The following is a 24,300-nucleotide window of genomic DNA, read 5'->3' on the forward strand; positions in this document are numbered from 1 at the left end:
TTCTATCTAAGCAAGTGTGCGAGAAAGCAGAGGGGCAAAGAGTTCGAGGAAGCAAGGAAGAGAGGCTCGGAGCGTATAGCATACGCGAGAACCGAACGACTGCGGCTGACGAAGAAATCTGCCGTCCATCTGGTTTCGCAGCTCAAAAGCATCTAAATCAAAAGATGCTATTCATTAATAATGTTAAGTGTTTCTTATATATGAAGATGTTCTATTTATTGTTAATGGCTCTGATGAAGTATTAAAATTAATTTAATCAATACTGAATATTTTTGTTAAAATAGAAAAAATTATGAAGGTGTTCACGTTACACTAACGCGGCAGTTTCGTTACCGAAGGTATAAATTAGAGGATTCGGAGATGTTGGATGGCAAAGAAAAAAAGAAAAGCAGGATGGGTTTTTTAAAGAAATTTTAGGTGAGATTGGTGGTTCTATAATATTTGAAGTGGTCTGGAACATCATAATGTTTATACCAAGAGTAATAATTCACTTGATTTCAACCATTTGGTGAAGTCATTATTTCCTATTTTAACTTATAATCACTTTAGTAAAATGGACAGTAAATGCATGAGCTTGAAGATACACTTCCTCGCTCGCTTTTTGTGAATTTTAAATCAACCTTTCTCTTTAACATAAACTTGTTAATAAAAAGATAAAAAGTTCTCCATTAATAAAGAAATAGGATGGCTCCCGAAATTGTATATTCGGGAGCCGCTCTACTCGTAGGAAGGACAACAATTCCCTTATTATAAAAGCTGCATTAAAAACGTTTCGAGTGTTGTAGGTTGGCGCAGGACTGTCGATGCAATAGGATGACCGAAAAAGAGAGGGATTGTCGTGACGTAAGTCATGACAATCCCTCTCAAAAAAATCCTCGGTTATCTTATAGCAAAAGACCAGTCTGAAGCCATCAGGAAACACACTATCCATTTCAGAAGGATCAATTAAACTAACTTTCCATGTATAATTAAATATTTAAAGGCCAATATAACATGGTGAAGCAATTCCAATGAATAATTCCAAATATAGAAAAAGGACACATATTTAAACTAAATATTTTACTTTAACTCCTTAAATTCTATAATATTACATTTTAAATATTTCATTGGGAAAATATCTAAATTAAGCTTGAAATTTAAAGTATACTTGTTATAATTATATTTGTACTTTAAATGATAAGAACGTTCCGAAGTAGCTCAGTGGTAGAGCAATCGGCTGTTAACCGATCGGTCGTAGGTTCGAGTCCTACCTTCGGAGCCATTTTTATGCTTCCATAGCTCAGTAGGTAGAGTGCTTCCATGGTAAGGAAGAGGTCACCGGTTCAAATCCGGTTGGAAGCTTTTCTCATTACTAAAAGCAGGGAAAACATACATAAAAAAGTGCTTGTTTTGAAGAAAGTTTTATGCTAAAATATCTATTGTCCGGTTTTTAGTTAGGACACAGCAACGGAGGATTAGCTCAGCTGGGAGAGCATCTGCCTTACAAGCAGAGGGTCGGCGGTTCGAGCCCGTCATCCTCCACCATTTATGTTTTATGATTAGCCTGGAGGGGTAGCGAAGTGGCTAAACGCGGCGGACTGTAAATCCGCTCCTTAGGGTTCGGCGGTTCGAATCCGTCCCCCTCCACCAGTTATTGGGGTATAGCCAAGCGGTAAGGCAACGGATTTTGATTCCGTCATGCCCTGGTTCGAATCCAGGTACCCCAGCCATTACAACTCAGCATAAATTGTGGGGCCTTAGCTCAGCATAAATTGTGGGGCCTTAGCTCAGCTGGGAGAGCGCCTGCCTTGCACGCAGGAGGTCAGCGGTTCGATCCCGCTAGGCTCCATCTATAAAACTCTTTCCATTTAATATGGGAGGAGTTTTTTTGATTCAAAAAATATATTCATCATACTCTAAAAGCGTTATGATTAGAAAAAAGAACAAAGGGTGTGTAATCGGTGGAAAAATTAACTCATAAAGACGTTACGTTAAGGTTATTAACCGAATCGGATATATCTATGCTATGGGAGCTATACGAGCCTAGCGTATTTAAATATATGCTAAATAAGATAGAGGATGAGCAGCAGTTAAGGCAATGGCTACAAGCTGGTATTGAGCAGATGAATGACCAAAAAAATGCTATTGCTTATGTAGTAGAACACACTACTACCAAAAAAATAATGGGTACTACTCGCATTTATAACATAGATCGAGTTAATCATGCTTGTGAAATCGGTTCTACTTTCTATGGAAAACAATATCAACGTACACATGTGAACACGACATGTAAACTTTTGCTGCTCAATTATTGCTTTGAAGATCTTGGTATGATCCGCGTACAGTTTAAAACTGATGAGCTAAATTTGCCATCTCAACAAGCAATTGAAAGGATTGGGGGTATCAGAGAAGGTGTGTTAAGAAATGAACGCATCAGGTCTGATGGAACAGTTAGAAATGCAGTGGTATACTCCATAGTGGATTATGAGTGGGCAGAGGTTAAAAAACAACTAAAGTTTTTATTGAATAAATATACATAAAATTGCTCGGTTGAGCCAACTGACCCTTAGGATTTACAATGGATGTATGAACTGAAGGGGGTATAAAATAATGAATAAATTAAATGTATCAATTATCGGTGTTCCTATGGATCTTGGGCAAAATAGAAGAGGAGTCGACATGGGACCTAGTGCCATACGATATGCTGGTGTCGTTGAGCGTTTAAAAGCTCTTGGGCATACGGTGAAAGATGAAGGAGACATTTTAATCAGTCAAACTAGAGAAGAAAAGTCACCTAATACAACTCTTCGAAATTTAGAACAAGTGATAGAAGCAAATACAGCTTTAGCTAACAAAGTCCATTCCGTTGTGACAGAAGGAGAATTTCCACTTGTCCTTGGAGGAGATCATAGCATTGCAATTGGTACATTAGCAGGGCTCTCGGATCAATATGAAAATCTAGGTGTTATTTGGTATGATGCTCATGCTGACTTAAACACAGCTGAAACATCTCCATCAGGTAATATTCACGGAATGCCGCTAGCAGTAAGTATCGGCCTAGGTCATGATGATTTAGTGAATATCCGTGACTTTGCGCCAAAGATTAAACCGGAGAACATTGTAATCATCGGAGCACGTTCAGTTGACCCAGGGGAAAGAGAACTGATTAAAGAAAAAGGTATTAAAGTTTTCTCCATGCATGAAATAGATAAACTCGGGATGACAGAGGTTATGAATCAAACAATGGCTTATTTCCTAGAACGTAAAGTAGACGGAGTTCATTTATCATTAGATTTAGATGGACTAGATCCACTTTATACTCCTGGAGTTGGGACACCAGTACCAGGTGGAATAAGCTATCGTGAAAGTCATTTAGCTATGGAAATGCTGTATTCTTCCCATTTAATTACTTCAGCGGAGTTTGTGGAAGTAAACCCTATCCTGGATGAAAAAAATAGAACAGCTGATGCGGCAGTCGCACTTATGGGCTCATTATTTGGAGAAAGTTTAATATAATTGTTTTAAGTATTTTTTTGAAAAGCAGGCAAATGGTCTGCTTTTTCTTTTTTTAAAATCAACACAAAGCTGGAAATGTTTGATAAAATTAAAAATAACATAAAAAAATGAAACCTGTTGAATCCTTAAACGTATAGGTAGAGACAGCCGCATAGAGCGGAGGGGAAAATCACACGATGGATGCGTTAGTTAACAAGAGAATAAAACAAGTGTTAAAAGGAGATAAAGACGCATTCGCGGAGATTGTCGACCTTTACCAAAATAGGCTTTTCCAAGTTTGCTATCGAATGCTTGGCAATCGTCACGAGGCTGAGGACATTGCACAGGAAGCATTTGTGCGAGCCTATATTAATATTCACACGTTTGATCAAAAAAGAAAATTTTCAACATGGCTTTATCGTATAGCAACAAACTTATGTATCGACCGTATACGTAAAAAAAAGCCTGATTATTATTTAGATGCAGAAGTAAAGGGTACGGAAGGTCTAGATATGTATTCCCAAATTGCAGCGTCTGAGGAACTTCCTGAAGAAGAACTGATGAAGCTAGAGCTACAAGAAAGAATTCAATATGAGATTAGCAGGCTTCCTGATAAGTATCGATCCGCAATTGTACTTAAATATATGGAGGAATTATCTTTACAGGAAATTAGTGAAATTTTAGACCTCCCATTGGGTACAGTGAAAACAAGAATTCATAGAGGTCGGGAAGCACTTCGAAAACAATTAAGTAAACAACCTAATCTGTAATAGGAGGAATCATGATGAGTGCGTGTCCAGAACGAATTGTTCACTATATGCATGAATATCTAGATGGTGAAATTAGTCGTGAACACGAGCTGGAGCTCAAATCACACTTGCAATCATGCCCGGAATGTCGTAATCATATGCACGAGCTGAGCGATGTGGTGGCTTTTGTGAAGGGTGCTGCTCATGTAGAGGCACCAAATGATTTTACTCTTTCCGTTATGTCTAGACTTCCAAAAGAGAAATCACATACTGGAGTAAGCAGATGGTTCAGACAACATCCGGTTATGACTGCAGCTGCAATGTTTCTTTTGTTAATGAGTAGTGCACTTTTCTCAAATTATAATAACGATCAGCAATTTTCGTTTACTAAGCAAGAGCATGTAATCGTCGAGGGAGAAACGGTTATAATCCCTGAAGGACAAGTCGTTAAAGGCGACTTGGTAGTTAAAAATGGGGATGTTAGAGTAGATGGTGAACTGGATGGTAATCTAACAGTTATTAATGGTTCCATTATTGATGGCTCTAAATATATGGCTTCTACCGCAAATGTTACAGGTAAAACGGAGGAAATAAATCAAGTATTCGATTGGCTATGGTATACCATAAAAGATAGTGCTAAAGGTATAGCTTCATTCTTTAAAAATGAAAAGACAAACGAATAAAAAGTCTATCCAGGAAACTTTGGATAGACTTTTTTCGTTAGAGTTAGAAAGAGAAATCTATACTACATGTATGTTATACTTACTTTATATGGATTCGCGAGGAAAAGTGGGGGATGCCCAATGTCGTTTATGGAACAATTTACGGACTTGATGCCAGTGAATGTAATCGTCAATATTTTAGACGTTTTATTCGTATGGTTTGTTATATATAAATTAATAACTCTTATTAAAGGAACAAAAGCAGTTCAATTGTTAAAAGGTATTTTTGTAATAGTCATTGCAAAGGTAGTAACAGACTTTCTAGGCCTGGATACTCTAGGCTGGATGTTAAACCAAGTAATTGAATTTGGTTTCTTAGCTATCATTATAATATTCCAACCTGAAATTAGAAGAGCGTTAGAACAAATAGGTAGAGGTAAATTGTTCTCTAGAAGCTCACTGCATGAAGAAGAAGAGCAAACTCGTTTAATAGAAGCAATGACCAAGTCGGTTAGCTATATGGCGAAAAGACGTATAGGAGCCTTGATTTCTATAGAAAGAGAGACTGGATTAACGGAATATATAGAGACAGGAATAACTCTAAATTCCCACTTAACTTCTGAGTTGATGATTAACATCTTTATTCCAAATACACCACTACATGATGGCGCTGTTATTGTTCAAAAGAATAAGATAGCCTCTGCTGGTTGTTATTTGCCGCTTTCTGAAAGTCCTTTTATCTCTAAAGAACTTGGAACAAGGCACCGAGCTGCAATAGGACTCAGTGAAGTCACAGATGCGATAACAATTGTGGTATCGGAGGAAACAGGTGCAGTTAGTCTTACATCTAATGGAGACCTACATCGAAATCTTTCTATAGATGAATTTAAAAATCATTTAACAAGACTTTGGTTTGGTCCATCAGAGGAGCAAGCAACACCTTCTAAGTGGCTATGGAGGGGGAAACAAAATGGATAGAATGATGAATAATCCATGGCTTTTGCGAATTATCACACTTACCTTTGCCATACTGCTGTTTGTATCCGTGAAATCTGACATTGAATCTGACAATCAGAACTCAAGCAGCAAAACGATAGATATGATAAGAGAAGTACCGGTAGAGATTTATTATGATGATGAAAATTTAGTTGTGACTGGAGTACCTGATACGGTAGACGTCAATATAGAAGGCCCTACTCAGCTCGTAACATCAGCAAAAATCATGAAGGATTATAAACTATTTGTAGATTTAAGAGAACTTCCAATTGGAGAACATAGAGTTGCCATTTCGAATGAGAATTTCTCCGAAAAGTTAAAGGTTCGTACTGATCCTGTTTATGTAAATGTTGTAATAGAGGAGCGTATCACACAAGAGTTTAAAGTCGACCTAGATATGAACGAAAACTTATTAGCAGAGAACTATGTATTAAAATCTTCTAGTGTGGAACCAAAAACAGTTACGATTACAGGTGCAAAAAGTATCATTCAAAGCATAGGTTATGTAAAAGCAACTATCTCAAGTGAAAAAGGCATCAATAAGTCCTTTGAACAGCAAGCAAGTGTCAGAGTCCTGGACTTAGACCTGAACAAATTAGATGTATCTGTTGAACCAAGGACCGTGCAAGTTAAATTGACTGTGGAAGAATACAGTAAAGAAGTACCAATTTCGATTGTGAGAAAAGGAACGCCTAAGGCTGGGTTAACAATCAATAATATATCTAAAGACACAGAAACCGTTCGGATATATGGCCCACGAGCAACGGTGGATAAAATTGATAGGTTGAATGTCGATGTAGATGTGAGTAAAATTGAGAAAGCCGGTACATTTGATGTGAAGCTGACTCAACCTGAAGGAATCACAAGGATATCTCAAGAAAAAATTGAAGTAAAGGTTGATGTCACCGAAGCCCCTTCTACAACTGAGGCAGAAGAAACGGTGAAAGAAGAGGATACATCTGCATCCAGTGAAATAATAGAAAAATCCTTTCCAGGTATGAAAATCGCTATAAAGGGTTTACCTGAGGAATTAGAGAGTAAGTTTAATGTTCCTGCAGATGGGGTTGTCGTTTTAGTGGGAAAGGGAACAGCTGAAGCATTAGAGAAAGTGCAATCAGGGGATATATCCATATATGTTGATGCACAAAATTCAGAAGTTGGAGAAGCGATTCTCCCTATTCAAATTGATGGCCCTTCGAATATAGAATGGCAAACATCTGAATCCGAAGCAAAACTAACGATAATAGAAGCATAAAAGCAGGATAACAGGTAATTAAGGAGAGTAGATCAAAATGGGAAAATATTTTGGGACAGATGGCGTAAGAGGTGTAGCAAACTCTGAACTAACACCAGAACTTGCATTTAAATTAGGTCGTTTTGGCGGTTATATATTAACAAAAGAGTCAAAGGAACGAGCAAAGGTATTGATCGGAAGAGACACACGTATTTCTGGTCATATGCTAGAAGGCGCCCTTGTTGCAGGTCTTTTATCGGTTGGGGTAGAAGTAATGCGCTTAGGTGTAATTAGTACACCAGGTGTAGCTTATTTGACTAGAGTAATGAGTGCAGATGCAGGTGTCATGATTTCTGCTTCCCACAACCCTGTGGAAGATAACGGCATCAAATTCTTTGGTTCAGACGGCTTTAAACTTTCCGATGAACAAGAAGAAGAGATTGAGCAACTGCTTGATGCAGAGAAGGACGAACTTCCTAGACCTACTGGTGGGGGAGTTGGATCGGTTTCCGATTACTTCGAAGGCGGACAAAAATACATTCAATACTTGAAGCAAACGATCGATGAAGATTTCGTCGGTATCCATGTTGCTTTAGATTGTGCGAATGGGGCTACATCCTCTTTAGGGACTCATGTATTTGCTGATTTAGATGCTGACCTATCAACGATGGGCGTTTCTCCTAATGGCTTAAATATTAATGATGGAGTAGGCTCTACTCATCCAGACGGCCTAGCGAAATTTGTTTTGGAAAAGGGAGCAGCTGTTGGTTTAGCATTTGATGGTGATGGAGACAGACTTATTGCAGTGGACGAAAAAGGTAACATAGTTGATGGCGACCAAATTATGTACATCTGTGCCAAGTATTTAAATTCCCAAGGACGTTTAAATAACCAGACGGTAGTTTCTACTGTTATGAGTAATATGGGCTTCTACAAGGCGCTAGAGGCAAATGAAATGACTAGCGTTAAAACTGCTGTAGGAGATCGCTATGTTGTAGAAGAAATGAAGAAAAATGGATATAACTTGGGTGGAGAACAATCAGGACATATTATTTTCCTAGATTACAATACAACAGGCGATGGATTGCTGACTGGTTTGCAGTTAGTGAACATCATGAAGGTAACTGGTAAAAAACTTTCAGAGCTTGCAGCTGAGATGAAGATATACCCACAAAAACTAGTTAATGTTCGTGTAACAGATAAGCATGCTGTAACAGAAAATGAAAAAGTAGCAGCAATTATTAACGAAGTAGAGACTGAAATGGCTGGAAACGGCCGTGTATTAGTGCGTCCATCTGGAACAGAGCCATTAGTGCGTGTAATGGTAGAAGCTTCCTCCGAGGAAGACTGTGAAAACTATGTGAGCCGTATCGTAGAAGTTGTAAAAGCTGAAATGGGCCTAGTAGAATAAATAGAAATCATTCAATATAAATATTTTGCATCCTCGACTGTTAGTTCCTAATGGTCGAGGATTTTTTTGTATGTAAAGAGTCATAGTACATAGCAGTTGTTTTCTGATGTTCTCAATTCCTTTCAGATAGGTTACCCAACAAAGGTAGGGAGAATTCTAAAAGGAATTAGACGATTAGTCTATCCTCAACTATTATTTTTATCAAAAATGTTTAATGCACCTTAAAGTGTGGAATTATAAGAGAGAACAAACAATTGAGGAGTGAGGAAATGGCTAAAGTAGCAACATTAATCACAAATATGTTTGAGGACTCAGAATACGCCAAACCAGCACAAGCACTAAACGAAGCTGGGCACGAGGTGTTTGCAATTGAAGAAGAGGCTGGAAAACAAGTAACAGGTAAAAACGGAGAAGTAAATGTAACGATTGACTATGGGATTGATGATGTAAAACCAGAGGAATTCGATGCATTGTTCATTCCTGGCGGTTTTTCTCCAGATATTTTACGTGCGGATGATCGCTTCGTACAATTTGCAAAATACTTTATGGATGCTAAGAAACCAGTATTTGCAATCTGTCACGGACCACAACTTTTAATTACTGCGAAAACATTAAATGGTCGCGATGCAACTGGTTATAAATCCATTCAAGTGGATCTAGAGAATGCTGGCGTTAAGTTCCATGACGAAGAAGTATTCGTTTGTCAAAATCAGCTAGTAACAAGTCGTACGCCTGACGATATTCCGGCATTTAACCGTGAAATCGTGAAGCTGTTAGCTTAATGTAAATAGGAAGGCTCTTCAATTAGCCTTTCCAAAAACAAAACTATAGAACTTGAAAAGGCAAGAATGCTGTTAAATCAACGCATTCTTGCCTTTAATTATGTGTTCTAAAATTTTCTATTTGGTTCAACCACGCATTATGTATATGCAAAAGATATATAGATTTTTTCAATGTAAAGAGTAAACTGTATTTTTCTTTACATTATGTCGTTATAATGATATTTTTGCTTTCTAAAGTAAAGTTAATCATCTATTATATTAGATGGGAGGGAGATATACAATGGGAATTGATGCGGTAGACAAGCGAATTCTAGAACTGTTAACAGCTAATGGTCGATTATCATATGTAGACATTGGGAAGGAATTAAATCTTTCTAGAGTTGCTGTAAGGGAGAGGGTTCATCAACTACAGAAGGAAGGAATTATTGAAAGATTCACTGTAGTGATCAATTCTGAAAAAGTAGGTAAAGGGGTATCCGGCTTTTTTGAAGTGGATTGTGAGCCTTCATCATTAGTGGAAGTTGCAGAGAAACTAGCAAACAACCCAAGTGTAGCGAGTTGCTACCAAATGACAGGACCTTCCACCTTACATATGCATGTGTTAGTTGATGACTTCATTAGCCTAGAAAAATTTATCAATGAAGAGTTGTATGCATTAGAAGGTATTACGAGAGTTGAAAGCCATATTTTATTGAGAAGATTTAAAAGTCGTAGTGGCTTAAAATTATAAAAGGCATCCTTTAGAGGATGCCTTTTTGCATGGACAAAAAGAATGGAAGCGTTTACTTTTGTACAAAATAATAATAATACATAAAGTAATAAAATAGGAGATATTCTATTCGAAAAGTAATGGATAAATTATTTATTAAGTCTAAAAGTAAAGAATAAATGAAATAAATAAATTTATTTGAAAATTCATATAGATTTTTGTGAATTGTTGTATTATAATCAAAACTATTAAAATTCAGTCATTTGTTAACCAAAAACAAAGAAATGATTAACAAGTGTAGAAAAGGTTGGTGGGATTGTGATTTCTTTAATAGTAAGGCGTGGTATACAGCTTCTTTTCTTGCTTTTCGGTATATCATTTCTAGTATTTTCATCTATGTACATAGCGCCTGGGGATCCTGCCACTATGGTAGGTGGGCCGACAGCAACCGAATCGGATTTGGAGTCCATAAGAGAAAACTTGGGACTAAATGATCCTTTCCTAGTTCAGTACGGTCGATATGTAAAAAATGCGGTTCAAGGAGATTTTGGTTACTCCTATCAATCTAAACAATCAGTTTCTGAGGCAATAGCTATCCGGCTACCAAATACTTTTAAGTTAGCCATTGCGAGTATGATTGTCGCCATCATAATAGGGGTGGTTGCCGGATTGATATCAGCCTTAAAGCAAAACTCATGGCTCGATATGACATCTACTACTCTAGCACTTGCAGGAATATCCATACCGAACTTTTGGTTGGGAGCATTGTTGATATTAGTATTTGCTGTAAATTTACAATGGCTTCCAGTAGGTGGTTTATCAGCACCTTTTTACACGTTAGAAGGCTTTAAGCAGATGATCCTTCCTGCAATCACACTTGGCACTAGTGCAGCAGCAATGATTTCGAGGATGACAAGATCCTCCGTGCTAGAGGTAGCTAAAGCCGATTATGTAAGAACGGCCAGAGCAAAAGGTGTAAAAGAAAGGTCAGTCATTTGGGTACATACTCTAAAAAACGCAATGATTCCAGTAGTGACGGTCATTGGTGTTAACTTTGGTGGCTTACTCGGAGGAACAATTATTACGGAAAAAGTGTTTGCAATCAACGGAGTTGGAAGGTTGATGGTGGATGCTATTGCACAAAGGGATTTCCCAATGGTACAGGCTTCCGTTTTATTAGTTGCAACATTATTCGTGGTCGTGAATCTCCTTGTTGATATTGTCTACACATTCATAGACCCAAGGATAAGCTATGACTAAGAAGGAGGGATCATATGTCTAATACCATTTCAGTTAATAATAAACTTCCAACTGCAACAAGAAAGAAGGATAAGGTAATAGTTACGACGATGAAGCGCCTCTTTAAAAATAAATTGGCAGTCTTAGGTTTTGCTATTATCTTAGGGCTGATTATCATGTCTGTCTTTGCTCCATGGTTAGCAACATATGACCCATCAAAGCAAAACCTTGTAGCAAGTGAACTTCCAGTCTTTTCAGACGGACATTGGTTAGGGACAGATAATTATGGGCGAGATGTTTGGTCTCGTATTGTTTATGGATCAAGGATTTCTCTATTAGTGGGAATCGCAGCCGTTAGTCTTGGGTTGCTTGGAGGAATTACTCTTGGGTTGCTCGGTGGCTATTATAAAAAGCTAGATGGAATCATTATGAGAATAGTAGATTTGCTCTTCTCCTTCCCTGGAATTCTGCTTGCTATGTTAATCATAGCTATCTTAGGTACTAGCTTGGTCAATGTGGCGATAGCCATTAGTATTTGGTCAATACCAAGCTGCGCGCGCATAGTCAGAGGTTCGGTACTTTCTATTAAACAAAAAGAGTACATTATGGCTCTAAAATCATTAGGAGCGTCTGATTTAAGGATTATGATTCGTCATATTCTACCCAACGCCATGGCACCGATCATCGTGTTTGCCACAATGAGAATGGGAACAGCTATCCTCTCAACAGCTTCTCTCAGTTACTTAGGATTAGGGGCACAGCCTCCTACACCAGAATGGGGAGCAATGATTTCACAAGGGCAAAGTTATATGTGGACGTCACCTCATTTAACAATTATTCCTGGAATAGCAATTATGTTAACCGTGTTTGCCTTTAACGTACTAGGAGACGGATTAAGAGATGCATTAGATCCAAATATGGACATCCAATAAAAAGAAGTAGAGGAGAATATGAAAATGAAGAAAAAATGGTTATTTATTTTATTATTTGTTGTTTCAATCGTGCTAGCAGCTTGTTCTGGAGGAGAATCCTCATCAGCACCAAAAGAAAACGGTGGTTCCGGAAGCGATATTAGTGGTAAAACCTTTACTTATGCAACTACAACAGATGCTGTTGGCTTGTCACCAATCATGACCAACGATTCTCCTTCTGCAAATGTTATTGAACAGGTTTATGAAACACTTTTTCAACGTAACTCAGAAACATTGGAAATTGAACCAAAATTAGCAGAATCCTATGAAAATCCTGATGAAAATACATGGATCTTTAAACTAAAAGAAGGCGTACAATTCCATGATGGAACTCCATTTAACGCTGAAGCTGTTAAGTATACTTTTGATAAATTACGCGACCCAGCAACTGGTGCGCCACGTGCTTCTCTTTTAGAATCAGTGGAAGAAATCACAGTGGAAGATGAATACACAGTGAAAATTACAACGAAATATCCTTATGGAGCGTTCTTAGCAGCACTCTCTCATACAAACTCGGCAATCGTAAGCCCGAGCGCTGACCAAAAACAAGATTTGATGAAAGAGCCAGTAGGTACAGGACCATTTAAATTTGTTAGTTGGACACCTGGAGACCAGTTGGAGCTAGAAGCAAACGAAGAATATTGGAACGGAGCACCTGATTTAAAGAAAGTAGTGTTCAAGGTGGTTCCTGAGGTTTCTACAGCAATTTCTATGCTACAAACAGGTGAGGTTCAATTTATCGATAACCTTCCAACAGAACAAATCAATCGTTTAGAATCGATGGACAACATTGACATTCAAAAAATAGATGGCTCTCCAGTCTATTACTTTGCATTTAACCACTTAAAAGAAATGAATCAAGATCCGGAATTCCGAGAAGCAGTTGTTTCAGCAATAGATCGCGATGCGTTTGTCTCTAAATTGAATGGATTAGGTGTTAGAAGTGATAGCGTAGTTGGACCAAAGGTATTTGGCTATGATAAGTCAGCAGAGAATGCTGGAACTCCTTACGATTTGGATCATGCAAAGGAATTAGTGGAGAAAAATGGATACGGTGATCAACCACTAAAATTATTAACAGCTAACCGTGCTAATACAACATTAATGGCTGAAATAGTACAAGCTCAACTAGTAGAGGCAGGATTTAAAGTAGAAATCGAGTCTATGGAATGGGCAACATACTTAGACTCAGCTCGTGCAGGCGAATATGACTTAACATTCTTAAGCTGGTCAAATGTAACGGGAGATGGTTCTGAATTATTTTACCCGAACTTCCATAGTGACAATGTAGGCTCATCTAACAGAGCACAATATAGCAATGCAGCATTTGACGACTTAGTAATGCAATCACGCACAACAGTTGATCAAGAAGAGCGCGCAAAATTATTAGACCAAGCAAACAAATTAATGCTAGAAGAAAATGCTGTAGTAGTTATGTATCACGGAGTTGTTACATCGGCTTTGGATAACACCTACACAGGATTGAACCTAGATTCCACTGGTAAATGGACATTAAAAAATGTAACTGGAAAGTAGGTATATCTGATGAGGGAGACATTATTAGAAGTGAACAATTTAGTAACTGAATTTCGCACGGCAGACGGTAATGTTCAAGCCGTGCGAGATGTCTCCTTTTCTGTTTCAAAAGGAGAAACACTGTGCATCGTTGGTGAGTCTGGCTGTGGTAAGAGTATTACATCCTTGTCAGTCATTGGTCTTTTGCCAAGCAATGGTAAAATCGCTGCAGGTCAAGTCAAGTATGAGGGAAAAGAAATTCAAAGCCTTCCATACGAAGAATTGAGAAAGATGCGGGGCAATAAGATCTCGATGATTTTCCAAGAGCCGATGACAGCACTCAATCCAGTATTGACAGTGGGATACCAATTGAGAGAGCCTTTAATGCTTCATCATGGATTATCTAAATCGGAGGCACACAAACAAGGTATTGATCTGCTAAACCAAGTAGGAATCCCTTATCCTGAAAAACGGATGAGTCAGTATCCCCATGAGCTGAGCGGAGGAATGAGACAGCGGGTTATGATTGCAATTGCTCTCTCATGCCATCCTGGTTTACTTATTGCGGACGAACCTACAACAGCATTAGACGTGACAATACAAGCCCAAATATTAGACCTCATCAATGAGTTAAAGGAAAAGCTAAATATGGGCATCATGCTCATTACACATGACATGGGAGTAGTAGCTGAGGTAGCGGATAAGGTTATGGTGATGTATGCAGGCAAGAAGGTTGAGGAAGGCATGGTAGAAGATATCTTCAAAAATCCAAAACACCCGTATACTCAAGGACTTTTAAACTCTGTGCCAAATGTAGACGATCCTGATTTTGAATTAGAGCCTATTCCTGGCTCTCTTCCAAGTCTGCAGGAGAAAATTCAAGGTTGCAGATTTCACCCACGTTGTAAGTTTGCCACCGCAAAGTGTAAAGAGCTGGCACCACCAGAGATAAATGACGAGCAGGGCCACATGGTAAGTTGCTGGTTATACGAAGAGGAGGAAGTAAAAAATGGTCAACTTGTCACCCAAAACTGATCAGAAGGTCCTCCTTGAATTAAATGGAGTTAAAAAGTATTTCCCTATTAAAGGCGGGATATTAAAACGAGTTCAAGGTCATGTGCAGGCAGTTCAAGAGGTAAACCTTAAGTTATATGAAGGAGAAAGCCTTGGGGTAGTTGGAGAATCAGGTTGTGGCAAATCTACCTTAGGTAGAGCCATCTTAGGACTAGAGGAACTGACAGCTGGAAAAGTAATATTTAAGGAAAAAGAAATTCAAAACCTTAAGAGAAAAGAGAAGTTAAAGTTTGTTAAGGAAATGCAGATGATTTTTCAGGACCCTTTTGCATCCCTAAATCCTAGACAGAGAATTGGGCATGCATTAGAAGAGGTCTTTGTTATGCATACAAACTTAACAAAAATAGAAAGGCGTAATGCTGTAATAGACCTCCTAAATGAAGTAGGGCTTAGAGAGGAGCATTACGAACGTTATCCTCACGAATTTAGTGGTGGGCAGCGTCAAAGGATTGGGATAGCTAGAGCTATCGCCTTAAATCCTTCCTTCGTTATATGTGATGAAGCTGTTTCTGCTTTAGATGTATCTGTTCAAGCTCAAGTTTTAAAGCTATTAAAAACTCTTCAACAAAAATACCAGCTGTCTTACTTATTCATCTCTCATGATCTAGGAGTAGTTCGCTATTTTTGCGACCGAGTGCTAGTTATGTATTTAGGTAATACGGTAGAGCTTGGCACAGTAGAGGACTTATTTAAAAATCCAACGCATCCTTACACTCAGGCGTTGCTGTCCGCTATTCCACGTCCTTCGGTAAATCGAAGTTCGAAGCGTATTCGACTTCAAGGGGACCTTCCTAATCCAGCCAATCCTCCATCGGGCTGTCCGTTTCATACACGTTGCCCGATAGCACAAGATATTTGTAAAAAAGATATGCCTGCATGGGAGCAGGTAAAGGAAGGTCACTTTGCTGCCTGTCACTTTGCAGGGACTAAAATTTAAAGCTTATAAAGGGGAATCACATCATGGATTACTTATATCACCCATTTCCAGGTAAGAGAAGTACCGTATTTGCTAAAAAAGGAATGGTAGCAACATCACAGCCTTTAGCAGCGCAGGCCGGCTTAGATATATTAAAAAAAGGTGGAAATGCAATTGATGCAGCTATTGCAACAGCCGCTGCATTAACAGTTTTGGAACCTACCTCTAACGGAATCGGAGGAGATGCTTTTGCTTTAATATGGACAAAGGACAAGCTTCATGGTTTGAATGCATCTGGCCCCGCGCCACAATCCATTTCAGCAGAGAAGCTAAGAGCACAAGGTTTAGAAAAAGTTCCTGTGTATGGAGTAGTTCCAGTAACTGTACCCGGAGTTCCAGCCGCATGGGCAGCATTATCTGAAAGGTTTGGCAAGCTACCGCTAAAGGAGGTATTAGAGCCTGCTATACAGTACGCGGAGGAAGGCTATCCTCTGACACCAATACTAGGGAAATATTGGAAGGTTGCATACAAAAAGTTTAAAGCAAGCTTTACGACCGAGGAGTATAACGCATGGTTTGAAACGTTTGCTCCAGATGGACGTCCTCCTGAAATTGGAGAAGTGTGGAAATCCCCAGGTCATGCGAGTACTCTCCGAGCAATCGGAGAAACGAAAGCAAGAGCTTTTTATGAAGGAGAAATTGCTGAACAAATTGATGGTTTCATGAAGAAGCATGGAGGATATCTTTCTAAAAGTGATTTGGAATCCTATCAGCCTGAGTGGGTAGATCCCATTTCTGTGGATTATCGAGGCTATGATGTTTGGGAAATTCCACCAAACGGCCAAGGAATGGTTGCTTTAATGGCATTAAATGTATTTAAAAAGATGGATAAACCTCAGTGGCAAAGTGCACACACCATTCATCAGCAAATTGAATCGATGAAATTAGCTTTCACAGATGGACAGGCATTTATAACAGATCCTGAAGCAATGCCAGTAAACTTCGAGCATTTATTGTCGGAGGAGTATGCCGAGAAGCGCAAAGAGGTAATTCAAGATGAAGCAGCAGATCCAGAGCCGTATGAATTACCGAAGGGCGGGACGGTTTACCTGGCAACTGCCGATGAAGAAGGAAATATGGTTTCTTATATTCAAAGTAATTACATGGGCTTTGGGTCAGGTGTTGTCATTCCAGGAACAGGAATCGCTCTCCAAAACAGAGGACATGACTTCTCTTTAGATGAATCACATCCCAACGTATTGAAGCCAGGCAAAAAAACCTACCACACCATTATCCCTGGATTCTTAACGAAAGAGGGAGAAGCAGTAGGTCCATTTGGCATAATGGGAGGCTATATGCAGCCACAGGGGCATTTTCAAGTAGTGACTAGTACTATAGATTATATGTTAAATCCACAAGCAACGCTTGATATTCCTCGTTGGCAGTGGATGAAGGGTAAAACGGTACATGTTGAGCCAGAGTTCCCTAACTATTTGGTACAAAGTTTGGTTAGAAAAGGGCATGATATCCAAGTGGCAACTGATGGAGGAAGCTTTGGACGTGGGCAGATTATTTGGAGAAATGTAGAGACGGGAGTTCTACAAGGGGGAACAGAATCTCGAACGGATGGAGCTATCGCAGCGTGGTAGAACGTCAGCCTTTGGAGAAAAGCTCTGTGCGTCCTAAGCCGGTACTTCAAAGAGATATAAGTTGGGCATTCTTCCGAGTTGGTATGCTTGGATTCGGAGGTGGACCTTCCTCGATACCCCTAGTTCATCAGGAAGTTGTTAAGAAGTATAATTGGATGGATGATGAGGAATTCGGTGATACATTAGCACTGGCAAATACAATGCCAGGTCCAATAGCAACCAAGATGGCAGGCTACATCGGATATCGCATTGCTGGCTTTTGGGGTTGTGTCAATGCACTCATCGCTTCGGTCATTCCTACAGTAATACTGATGATTCTTCTGCTAGGATTTCTGCAGTCATTTAAGGACTCACCAAGAGTTCAAAATATGACAGCTGCAGTTATTCCAGTTGTCGCAGTTATGTTAGCATTAATGACCTGGGACTTTATCAAAAAAACTGGAGAATCCTTTGGATGGTGGCAGGCATGTTTAATAATAGCTGTTGCTGCATTGCTTATGGAGCTTATACATATACATCCAGCAATTATCATAGTAGTTTGTATGGCAATCGCTTTTTTCCCTCTATTAAAAAGGAGGGGAAGTAAGTGATTTACTGGCAATTGTTTTTAGCATTTTTTATTCCAGGTATATTGGGCTATGGCGGTGGCCCTGCCTCTATTCCATTGATAGAGCATGAGGTAGTTGAAAACTATGAGTGGATGACAACTCAGGAATTTAGTGAGGTTGTAGCCCTTGGAAACTCATTACCTGGACCAATAGCTACAAAAATGGCAGGCTATATTGGATATGCAGAGGGCGGAATATTAGGGGCAACTATTGCTCTTTTTGCGACTGTCGCTCCCTCCTTAATGCTCATGATTAGTATGATGGCTGTTCTATTAAAATATAAAGAAGCGCCGGAAGTCAAAAACCTTACAAAGCTGATAAGACCAGTAATCGCTGTATTACTAGGTGTAATGACTATCCAGTTTGCACAAGAATCATTAGATGGAATTGGTATAATATCAACTCTTATCTTAATAGTAGGAAGCTATTTGCTTTTAGAGAAGGTAAAACTACATCCTGCATTTGTTATCATCATAGCGCTTGCTTACGGAGCAGTTATTGTATGAGTAAAAGAGACCATTAGCGATAGGTCTCTTTCTTCATTTATACATTTCTTGGTACTTTTGGCCTTGTGGTTTCGATTGACTCACATATAATGAGAAGATATAATGATGGAGTTACATTATATTAGAATACTGGTAACCGCGTAGAAAGGAAGGATAGGTAACGCGTTAAAAGCAGGAAAACAATTATAGCGCCTGAGCTGAAGAAATTGGACGAAACGAATCTTCAGCAGACGAGGTGGAGGTTATCGATATTTCGGCGGATGCCTCCCGACCGTATTTGCCCGGTTGTAATTCTTTTTCATAAACCATTCAAGTGATTGAATGACAAAAGGGAAAAGAAGGCATTCTTAGCTTAATAGGTATGTGTATGTGAAAGATGTTTAGGATAAGCGCAATAGTGGTATCGCATAGATTATGTGTGTTTCCACAGGCGTTTTATCGCTAAGGCAAGCTTTTCAACATGCTTATTTTGACATGAATGATAACGGAGGAATATAAATTATGTGTGGAATTGTAGGATATATCGGTGAAAACGATGCGAAAGAAATTTTATTAAAAGGCTTAGAAAAATTAGAGTACCGTGGATATGATTCTGCGGGAATTGCAGTTTTAAATGAAGACGGAGTAATGGTATTTAAGGAAAAAGGACGTATCGCAGATTTACGTGAAGCGGTAGATGGAGATGTAAGTGCAAATCTAGGAATTGGTCATACTCGCTGGGCAACTCACGGTGTTCCAAACCAAGAAAATGCTCACCCTCATCAAAGTACAACAAAACGCTTTACACTAGTGCATAATGGTGTAATCGAAAACTATCATTTACTGAAAAAAGCTTATTTAGCAGACGTTGAAATGGCTTCTGATACAGATACGGAGGTTATCGTTCAGTTAATCGAACGTTTCTCAAAAGACGGTCTATCTACGGTGGATGCGCTAAGAAAAACATTGCACTTAATCCATGGTTCTTATGCAATCGCATTGATAGACAATGAAGATGAAAACACGATCTATGTAGCTAAAAACAAATCTCCACTTCTTGTAGGTGTGGGAGAAGGATTTAACGTAGTTGCTTCTGACGCAATGGCTATGCTACAAGTAACAGAGCAATATGTAGAGCTTCATGACCAAGAAATCGTAATCGTGCGCAAGGAATCAGTGGAAATCCAAACGCTTGATGGTACAAAGGTAGAGCGTGCTCCTTACAAAGCTGAGCTAGACATGAGTGATATTGAAAAAGGGACTTACCCTCACTATATGTTAAAAGAGATTGATGAGCAGCCAGCTGTTCTTCGTAAAATTATACAAGCATATCAAAATGAACAAGGTGAGCTTACAATTGACTCTGCTATTTTAGATGCTCTAAAAGAAGCAGACCGCTTGTACATTATTGCAGCGGGAACTAGCTATCACGCTGGTTTAATCGGTAAAGAATACTTCGAGAAAATTGCTGGTATTCCAGTAGAAGTGCATATCTCTAGTGAATTTGGATACAATATGCCTCTACTTTCGAAAAAACCTTTATTTATCTTCATCACGCAATCTGGCGAAACAGCAGATAGCCGCCAAGTATTAGTGAAAATCAAAGAAAAAGGTTATCCAACACTAACCGTAACTAACGTACCAGGCTCTACGCTTTCCCGTGAAGCAGACCACACGTTATTACTTCATGCTGGTCCGGAAATCGCTGTAGCCTCTACAAAAGCTTATGTGGCACAAGTAGCAGTACTTATGGTAACTGCATCTGTATTTGCTAAGTCACAAGGCAAAGAGCTAGACTTTGATGTTGTGAAGGAGCTTGGAATTGTAGCAAATGCGGTTCAAGCGATTGTAGACACTAAAGAAGAGCTAGAAGAGATTGCAGCAGAATACCTTTCTACTACAAGAAACGCTTTCTTCATCGGAAGAAATGTGGACTTCTATGTAAGCTTAGAAGGTGCTTTAAAGCTTAAGGAAATCTCTTATATACAAGCAGAAGGCTTCGCTGGCGGAGAATTAAAGCATGGTACAATCGCCCTTATCGAAGACGGCACACCAGTAATCGCTTTAGCAACACAGAAGGCTGTAAGCTTAAATGTTCGTGGTAACGTAAAAGAAGTAGTGGCACGTGGCGCTAACCCATGTATTATCGCAATGGAGGGCCATGAGGAAGAAGGCGACCGCTTCGTACTTCCTAAAGTACACGAATTCTTAGCTCCACTAGTAGCCGTAATCCCATTACAGCTAATCAGCTACTACGCTGCTCTACACAGAGACTGTGACGTGGATAAACCAAGAAACTTGGCAAAATCTGTTACAGTTGAGTAATAGGGTTAAATAAATTTGTAGGTTATGTAAATGTCCAGTTACAACATAGTTGGTAACTTAACATTAAAGTAGGTAACTGATATTTTAAAAAGAACGTTAAAATCACCTCTCTAGTTTAACTGAGAGGTGATTTTTTGTTGGGTACCTATGTTAAAATAGCTATAAATTGTGAAGGGTTTCACTTAAACTAACGGTGCAGTTTAGTTAGGACTTCTGTAGATTGTAGAAGACCTTCTAACTGGTTATAATACATAGCTAGCATATCAGCCCATCCGATAACTGGATGGGCGTTTTTTTTTTTTACATTTACTCCAACTGTTCCTTAATAACCTGCTCGACCCCGAGCAAAATCAACTTCAAACCAAATTCAAACGCTCTGTCAGTACCCATCAGTTCAAACAGTCCGTTCGTGAACATCCTCCGGAACAGTCCCACATCCGTCTCATTCATAGAGTCTAGAAGGCGAATCATTTCTTCTCCTGGAAGAGTTTCATTGACTTTAAGGATAGCGGAGATATTACGTTGATGTTGATAATCGTCTAGAACGAAGTAGTAGACATAGTTAACTAGTGTGGTAACCACTTGTATTTTTTGCTCTTGCTCAAGCCGTGTTGATTCCACGCAAAGCAGCATCCGGTTGGTGAATCGGATGATATCTGGTTCGTGGGGCAGTGTTATCATCATAATCTGCGTAGAGCATGGATAGCGGCTGAGCACACTTTTTACCGTTACCGCAAGCTCAGTCAACTGTTCCTTCCAATCCCCTTCGGAGTGGAATTCCTCCAAAATTATTTTAGATACCTGGTTGGCTAGCCGCTGGTAGAGATTTTGTTTGCTCTTGAAGTACCAATACAAAGAGGGCGCCTGAATCCCAAGTCTGTGTGCCAATCGTCTCATAGTGAGTTTCTCGATACCCTCCTCTCCAAGAAGCTCCCATGAGGCTTCTAAAATCTTATCCTCCGAAATCTGAGGCTGCTGTTTTTTCATTGGTATCCTCCATTTCATCTAACACTGTAAGTTTATGCTTTACAGATTCATAAGTTAATGATAACATCTAACACTGTAAGATTCAAACTAACGCCGTTAGATAAATGTTTAAAAGAAAGAAGTGATCCACTTGGATGCAGAAAACCTCTATTACTTTGAAAAAGCACCGGTCGCAAAGGCTGTAACTCACTTTGCTGTACCGATGATGCTAGGCACATCAATGAGTGTCATTTATTCCATCTTGAATGCCTATTTCCTTGGTATGCTAAATAATACTGCCATGTTAACAGCACTCGCATTAACCTTGCCGTTATTCGCGATCATTATGGCGCTAGGAAATTTGATTGGCATGGGGAGTGGTACACTCATCTCACGTTTGCTAGGAGAGAAAAAATATGATGATGTAAAGCATGTGTCTTCATTCGCCTTTTACAGCAGCTTAGTTCTCGGTCTTGTCGCAATAGGTGTAAGCTTCCCATTGATTGAGCAAATCGTATATGGCCTTGGGGCAACGTCTGACTCCTTCGAATTTACAAAGGACTATGTCACAATTATGATCATAGGCTCTCCATTTGTCATATTGTTCTTCACACTGGAGAATATCGTGCGCTCAGAAGGTGCGGCAATCACATCTATGATTGGTATGATTATCAGCGTTGTCGTGAATATTATTCTAGATGCACTATTCATTTTTGTCTTCCATTGGAGCGTAACTGGGGTTGCGACAGCTACGGTAATTTCAAACGTTGTTGCCAGTGCATTTTACGCTTTTCATATAAGATATAAAAGCAAATTCCTAACCGTTTCAGCCAAATGGTTCAAGGCTACTAAAGAGATTCTGAGTAATGTATTTAAGATCGGATTTCCAATCTTTATTATGAGTATCTTTTTGGGTGCAATGTCGCTCATCTTAAACCACTTTCTTATAGAATATGGGGATCAGGCAGTAGCTGCTTACGGGATATCATCACGTTTATTGCAATTTCCTGAGTTTATCCTGATGGGCTTATGTGAGGGAGTAGTGCCGCTTATCGCCTTTTCTTTTACAGCGAATAAAATGCGCATGAAGCATACAATCGGATTTACAATTAAAACGATTGTGGTGTTAGCCTTTGTATTCGGCGTTATCGTTTATCTGATATCTGATAACCTAATTGGTTTATTTACGAATGACCCACATTTAATTGAAGTAGGAAGTTACATTCTGCATGTAACGTTCTTATGCTTGTTTATTACCGGAATGACCACGTTGTTTACAGGTATATTTCAAGCAACAGCACAGGGAACTGCTGCGTTTATTATGTCAATTATTCAAGGAATTACACTAATTCCTATGTTGTTTATCGCCAATCATATGTACGGATTCCATGGAGTAATCTGGTCGCTTGTCATTGCAGATGCCGTTTCATTCCTTGTGGGTGCTATCATGCTGTATGTTTTACGGAACAAATTGCAGCCGGATTTAGATAGTTTAGTACAGTAGAAAAAATAAAACTTATAAAAAAAGCGTTGGGATAAACCCCCGACGCTTCTTGCTCTATAAAAACATATTTGTTTTACGTTCCGGAAAAGTAAACAGCTCAATCTGAAAATAGCTCAGCAAAGAAGCTATGCAAGCCCTTGCCTTTGGGATTTAACGAGGGATTGAGTGAATACTGGATTTATATTGATAACTCATTTAAGGAATTAAGTTTAAAAGATTGTGAAGAATTGTACTTAAACTAACGAGGTGCTTTAGCAAAATATGGCCATCCTTTCGATGGTCTATTTTTATGTCCAAAACATTAAGTTGATCCCAGATTTGCATTGTGAAATGTTACACTTAAACTAACGCACAGGTTAGTTAAAGAGTGTTGTTTAACTTGCGTTCAATAATTGGGCCATTTTGGAGAACAAGAAATAAATTTATGTTTAAGGGAGATTATTAATGGATAAGGTACAACAATTTTGGAATGATTTTTGTGTAGCAAATAATAAGGAAGGGACGGAATATAGAGGTGCATTTCAATTTGGAGCTTCGGCTGATTGGTTAGCTAATTTAGTTGTCGAGGGAAAGAAGACAGCGACAACTTCGGGTTTTGTGTTTTATGAGTTAGAAAAAGAAGCAATACCCCAAGCAGGCGAATATTATATTGTTCTAAATGGTCAAGATGAGCCTGTCGCAGTCATTCAAGTTCAATCTGTCGAAGTTGTTCCGATGAATGAGGTAACAGAAGATTTCGCCTTAGCAGAAGGAGAAGGGGATTATCAGTTTTGGTGGGAAGCACATGAAAAATTCTTTACCGAAGCACTAAAAGAATATGATAAAGAATTCTCGCCAGAAATGTTAGTTGTATGTGAGCATTTTGAAAAGGTATATCCAAAATAAATAGTAATAAAATCGCACGTTATTGTTTAATAAGCGTCGCTGTTCATATTAAACTAACGGGTGCTTTCGTATTATAAGGTTAACCAGTTTTTACTGGTTGACCTTATTTTTATAGGATTTAATATATCAGTAGCCAGGGTAGGACG

At 39.0% G+C, this 24,300-nt stretch carries 22 protein-coding genes and 6 tRNA genes; 27 read left to right on the plus strand and 1 reads right to left on the minus strand.

Annotated elements, in window-relative coordinates:
• The 25 genes from ACQKNZ_RS19985 to glmS all read left to right on the plus strand — a co-directional run.
• On the plus strand, nucleotides 1–245 hold a 245-nt coding region (locus ACQKNZ_RS19985; RefSeq protein WP_427661442.1), incomplete at its 5' end, for a hypothetical protein.
• A gap of 941 nt (nucleotides 246–1,186) precedes the next feature.
• Nucleotides 1,187–1,261, plus strand: a tRNA-Asn gene (locus tag ACQKNZ_RS19990).
• Nucleotides 1,262–1,268: 7 nt separating this feature from the next.
• Nucleotides 1,269–1,341 (plus strand) — tRNA-Thr (locus ACQKNZ_RS19995).
• A gap of 107 nt (nucleotides 1,342–1,448) precedes the next feature.
• A tRNA-Val gene (locus ACQKNZ_RS20000) sits at nucleotides 1,449–1,524 on the plus strand.
• A 21-nt stretch (nucleotides 1,525–1,545) separates the two neighbouring features.
• A tRNA-Tyr gene (locus ACQKNZ_RS20005) sits at nucleotides 1,546–1,629 on the plus strand.
• Nucleotides 1,630–1,634: 5 nt separating this feature from the next.
• A tRNA-Gln gene (locus tag ACQKNZ_RS20010) sits at nucleotides 1,635–1,709 on the plus strand.
• A gap of 46 nt (nucleotides 1,710–1,755) precedes the next feature.
• Nucleotides 1,756–1,828 (plus strand) — tRNA-Ala (locus ACQKNZ_RS20015).
• Nucleotides 1,829–1,940: 112 nt separating this feature from the next.
• Nucleotides 1,941–2,519, plus strand: a complete 579-nt coding sequence (locus ACQKNZ_RS20020; RefSeq protein ID WP_260866667.1) for a GNAT family N-acetyltransferase — start codon at nucleotides 1,941–1,943, stop codon at nucleotides 2,517–2,519.
• Between the two features lie 70 nt (nucleotides 2,520–2,589).
• On the plus strand, nucleotides 2,590–3,495 hold the full coding sequence (rocF, locus tag ACQKNZ_RS20025; RefSeq protein ID WP_191697569.1) for an arginase: 906 nt from the start codon (nucleotides 2,590–2,592) through the stop codon (nucleotides 3,493–3,495).
• Between the two features lie 176 nt (nucleotides 3,496–3,671).
• Nucleotides 3,672–4,244, plus strand: coding sequence for an RNA polymerase sigma factor SigW (gene sigW / locus ACQKNZ_RS20030; protein WP_144541056.1), 573 nt, complete (start codon nucleotides 3,672–3,674; stop codon nucleotides 4,242–4,244).
• Between the two features lie 14 nt (nucleotides 4,245–4,258).
• Entirely contained in the window at nucleotides 4,259–4,906 is a 648-nt protein-coding gene (locus ACQKNZ_RS20035) for an anti-sigma factor family protein (RefSeq protein ID WP_154312081.1), read from the plus strand.
• Between the two features lie 120 nt (nucleotides 4,907–5,026).
• On the plus strand, nucleotides 5,027–5,863 hold the full coding sequence (cdaA, locus tag ACQKNZ_RS20040; protein WP_144541060.1) for a diadenylate cyclase CdaA: 837 nt from the start codon (nucleotides 5,027–5,029) through the stop codon (nucleotides 5,861–5,863).
• Nucleotides 5,856–7,136: a CdaR family protein gene (locus ACQKNZ_RS20045; RefSeq protein ID WP_340863899.1), complete on the plus strand. Its 1,281-nt coding sequence runs from the start codon at nucleotides 5,856–5,858 to the stop codon at nucleotides 7,134–7,136. Before cdaA ends, ACQKNZ_RS20045 begins: the two co-directional genes overlap by 8 nt.
• A 37-nt stretch (nucleotides 7,137–7,173) precedes the next feature.
• Nucleotides 7,174–8,526 carry a phosphoglucosamine mutase gene (glmM, locus tag ACQKNZ_RS20050; protein ID WP_151112078.1) on the plus strand — a complete coding sequence of 451 codons (1,353 nt, stop codon included), beginning with the start codon at nucleotides 7,174–7,176 and terminating at the stop codon, nucleotides 8,524–8,526.
• A 269-nt stretch (nucleotides 8,527–8,795) separates the two neighbouring features.
• The gene (locus ACQKNZ_RS20055) at nucleotides 8,796–9,308 is read left to right on the plus strand and encodes a type 1 glutamine amidotransferase domain-containing protein (RefSeq protein ID WP_144541066.1); all 513 of its coding nucleotides are present in this window, start codon (nucleotides 8,796–8,798) and stop codon (nucleotides 9,306–9,308) included.
• A 280-nt stretch (nucleotides 9,309–9,588) separates the two neighbouring features.
• The gene (locus ACQKNZ_RS20060; protein WP_144541068.1) at nucleotides 9,589–10,038 is read left to right on the plus strand and encodes an Lrp/AsnC family transcriptional regulator; all 450 of its coding nucleotides are present in this window, start codon (nucleotides 9,589–9,591) and stop codon (nucleotides 10,036–10,038) included.
• Nucleotides 10,039–10,335: 297 nt separating this feature from the next.
• Complete coding sequence (gene nikB / locus ACQKNZ_RS20065; RefSeq protein ID WP_144541070.1) at nucleotides 10,336–11,277, plus strand: nickel ABC transporter permease; 942 nt, start codon at nucleotides 10,336–10,338, stop codon at nucleotides 11,275–11,277.
• A 14-nt stretch (nucleotides 11,278–11,291) separates the two neighbouring features.
• Complete coding sequence (locus ACQKNZ_RS20070; RefSeq protein ID WP_144541072.1) at nucleotides 11,292–12,188, plus strand: ABC transporter permease; 897 nt, start codon at nucleotides 11,292–11,294, stop codon at nucleotides 12,186–12,188.
• A 24-nt stretch (nucleotides 12,189–12,212) separates the two neighbouring features.
• Nucleotides 12,213–13,763, plus strand: coding sequence for an ABC transporter substrate-binding protein (locus tag ACQKNZ_RS20075; protein WP_427661448.1), 1,551 nt, complete (start codon nucleotides 12,213–12,215; stop codon nucleotides 13,761–13,763).
• A gap of 9 nt (nucleotides 13,764–13,772) precedes the next feature.
• A complete protein-coding gene (locus tag ACQKNZ_RS20080) occupies nucleotides 13,773–14,777 on the plus strand; it encodes an ABC transporter ATP-binding protein (protein WP_144541076.1) in 1,005 nt (334 codons plus the stop codon).
• Nucleotides 14,752–15,753 (plus strand): ABC transporter ATP-binding protein, encoded by a 1,002-nt coding sequence (locus ACQKNZ_RS20085; RefSeq protein ID WP_427661451.1) that lies wholly within the window; start codon nucleotides 14,752–14,754, stop codon nucleotides 15,751–15,753. The genes ACQKNZ_RS20080 and ACQKNZ_RS20085 overlap by 26 nt, the downstream gene beginning before the upstream one ends.
• A 23-nt stretch (nucleotides 15,754–15,776) precedes the next feature.
• Nucleotides 15,777–17,381, plus strand: a complete 1,605-nt coding sequence (locus tag ACQKNZ_RS20090; protein WP_427661453.1) for a gamma-glutamyltransferase family protein — start codon at nucleotides 15,777–15,779, stop codon at nucleotides 17,379–17,381.
• An 83-nt stretch (nucleotides 17,382–17,464) separates the two neighbouring features.
• Nucleotides 17,465–17,971 carry a chromate transporter gene (locus ACQKNZ_RS20095; protein ID WP_229654139.1) on the plus strand — a complete coding sequence of 169 codons (507 nt, stop codon included), beginning with the start codon at nucleotides 17,465–17,467 and terminating at the stop codon, nucleotides 17,969–17,971.
• Nucleotides 17,968–18,495 carry a chromate transporter gene (locus ACQKNZ_RS20100; RefSeq protein ID WP_427661455.1) on the plus strand — a complete coding sequence of 176 codons (528 nt, stop codon included), beginning with the start codon at nucleotides 17,968–17,970 and terminating at the stop codon, nucleotides 18,493–18,495. Before ACQKNZ_RS20095 ends, ACQKNZ_RS20100 begins: the two co-directional genes overlap by 4 nt.
• Before the next feature lie 501 nt (nucleotides 18,496–18,996).
• Nucleotides 18,997–20,799: a glutamine--fructose-6-phosphate transaminase (isomerizing) gene (gene glmS, locus ACQKNZ_RS20105; protein ID WP_154312089.1), complete on the plus strand. Its 1,803-nt coding sequence runs from the start codon at nucleotides 18,997–18,999 to the stop codon at nucleotides 20,797–20,799.
• Nucleotides 20,800–21,105: 306 nt separating this feature from the next.
• Here the strand turns inward: glmS and ACQKNZ_RS20110 are convergent, their stop codons facing one another.
• Nucleotides 21,106–21,786 (minus strand): TetR/AcrR family transcriptional regulator, encoded by a 681-nt coding sequence (locus ACQKNZ_RS20110; RefSeq protein ID WP_427661458.1) that lies wholly within the window; start codon nucleotides 21,784–21,786, stop codon nucleotides 21,106–21,108.
• 130 nt (nucleotides 21,787–21,916) lie between these two features.
• On the opposite strand from ACQKNZ_RS20110, the gene ACQKNZ_RS20115 reads away from it, so the two are divergent.
• Together ACQKNZ_RS20115 and ACQKNZ_RS20120 are read left to right on the plus strand one after the other, a co-directional pair.
• On the plus strand, nucleotides 21,917–23,269 hold the full coding sequence (locus tag ACQKNZ_RS20115) for an MATE family efflux transporter (protein ID WP_427661460.1): 1,353 nt from the start codon (nucleotides 21,917–21,919) through the stop codon (nucleotides 23,267–23,269).
• A gap of 444 nt (nucleotides 23,270–23,713) precedes the next feature.
• Nucleotides 23,714–24,154, plus strand: coding sequence for an ASCH domain-containing protein (locus ACQKNZ_RS20120; protein ID WP_427661462.1), 441 nt, complete (start codon nucleotides 23,714–23,716; stop codon nucleotides 24,152–24,154).
• Nucleotides 24,155–24,300 lie beyond the last annotated feature (146 nt).

Source organism: Psychrobacillus sp. NPDC093200 (assembly GCF_050280345.1).
GTDB classification, from domain to species: domain Bacteria; phylum Bacillota; class Bacilli; order Bacillales_A; family Planococcaceae; genus Psychrobacillus; species Psychrobacillus faecigallinarum.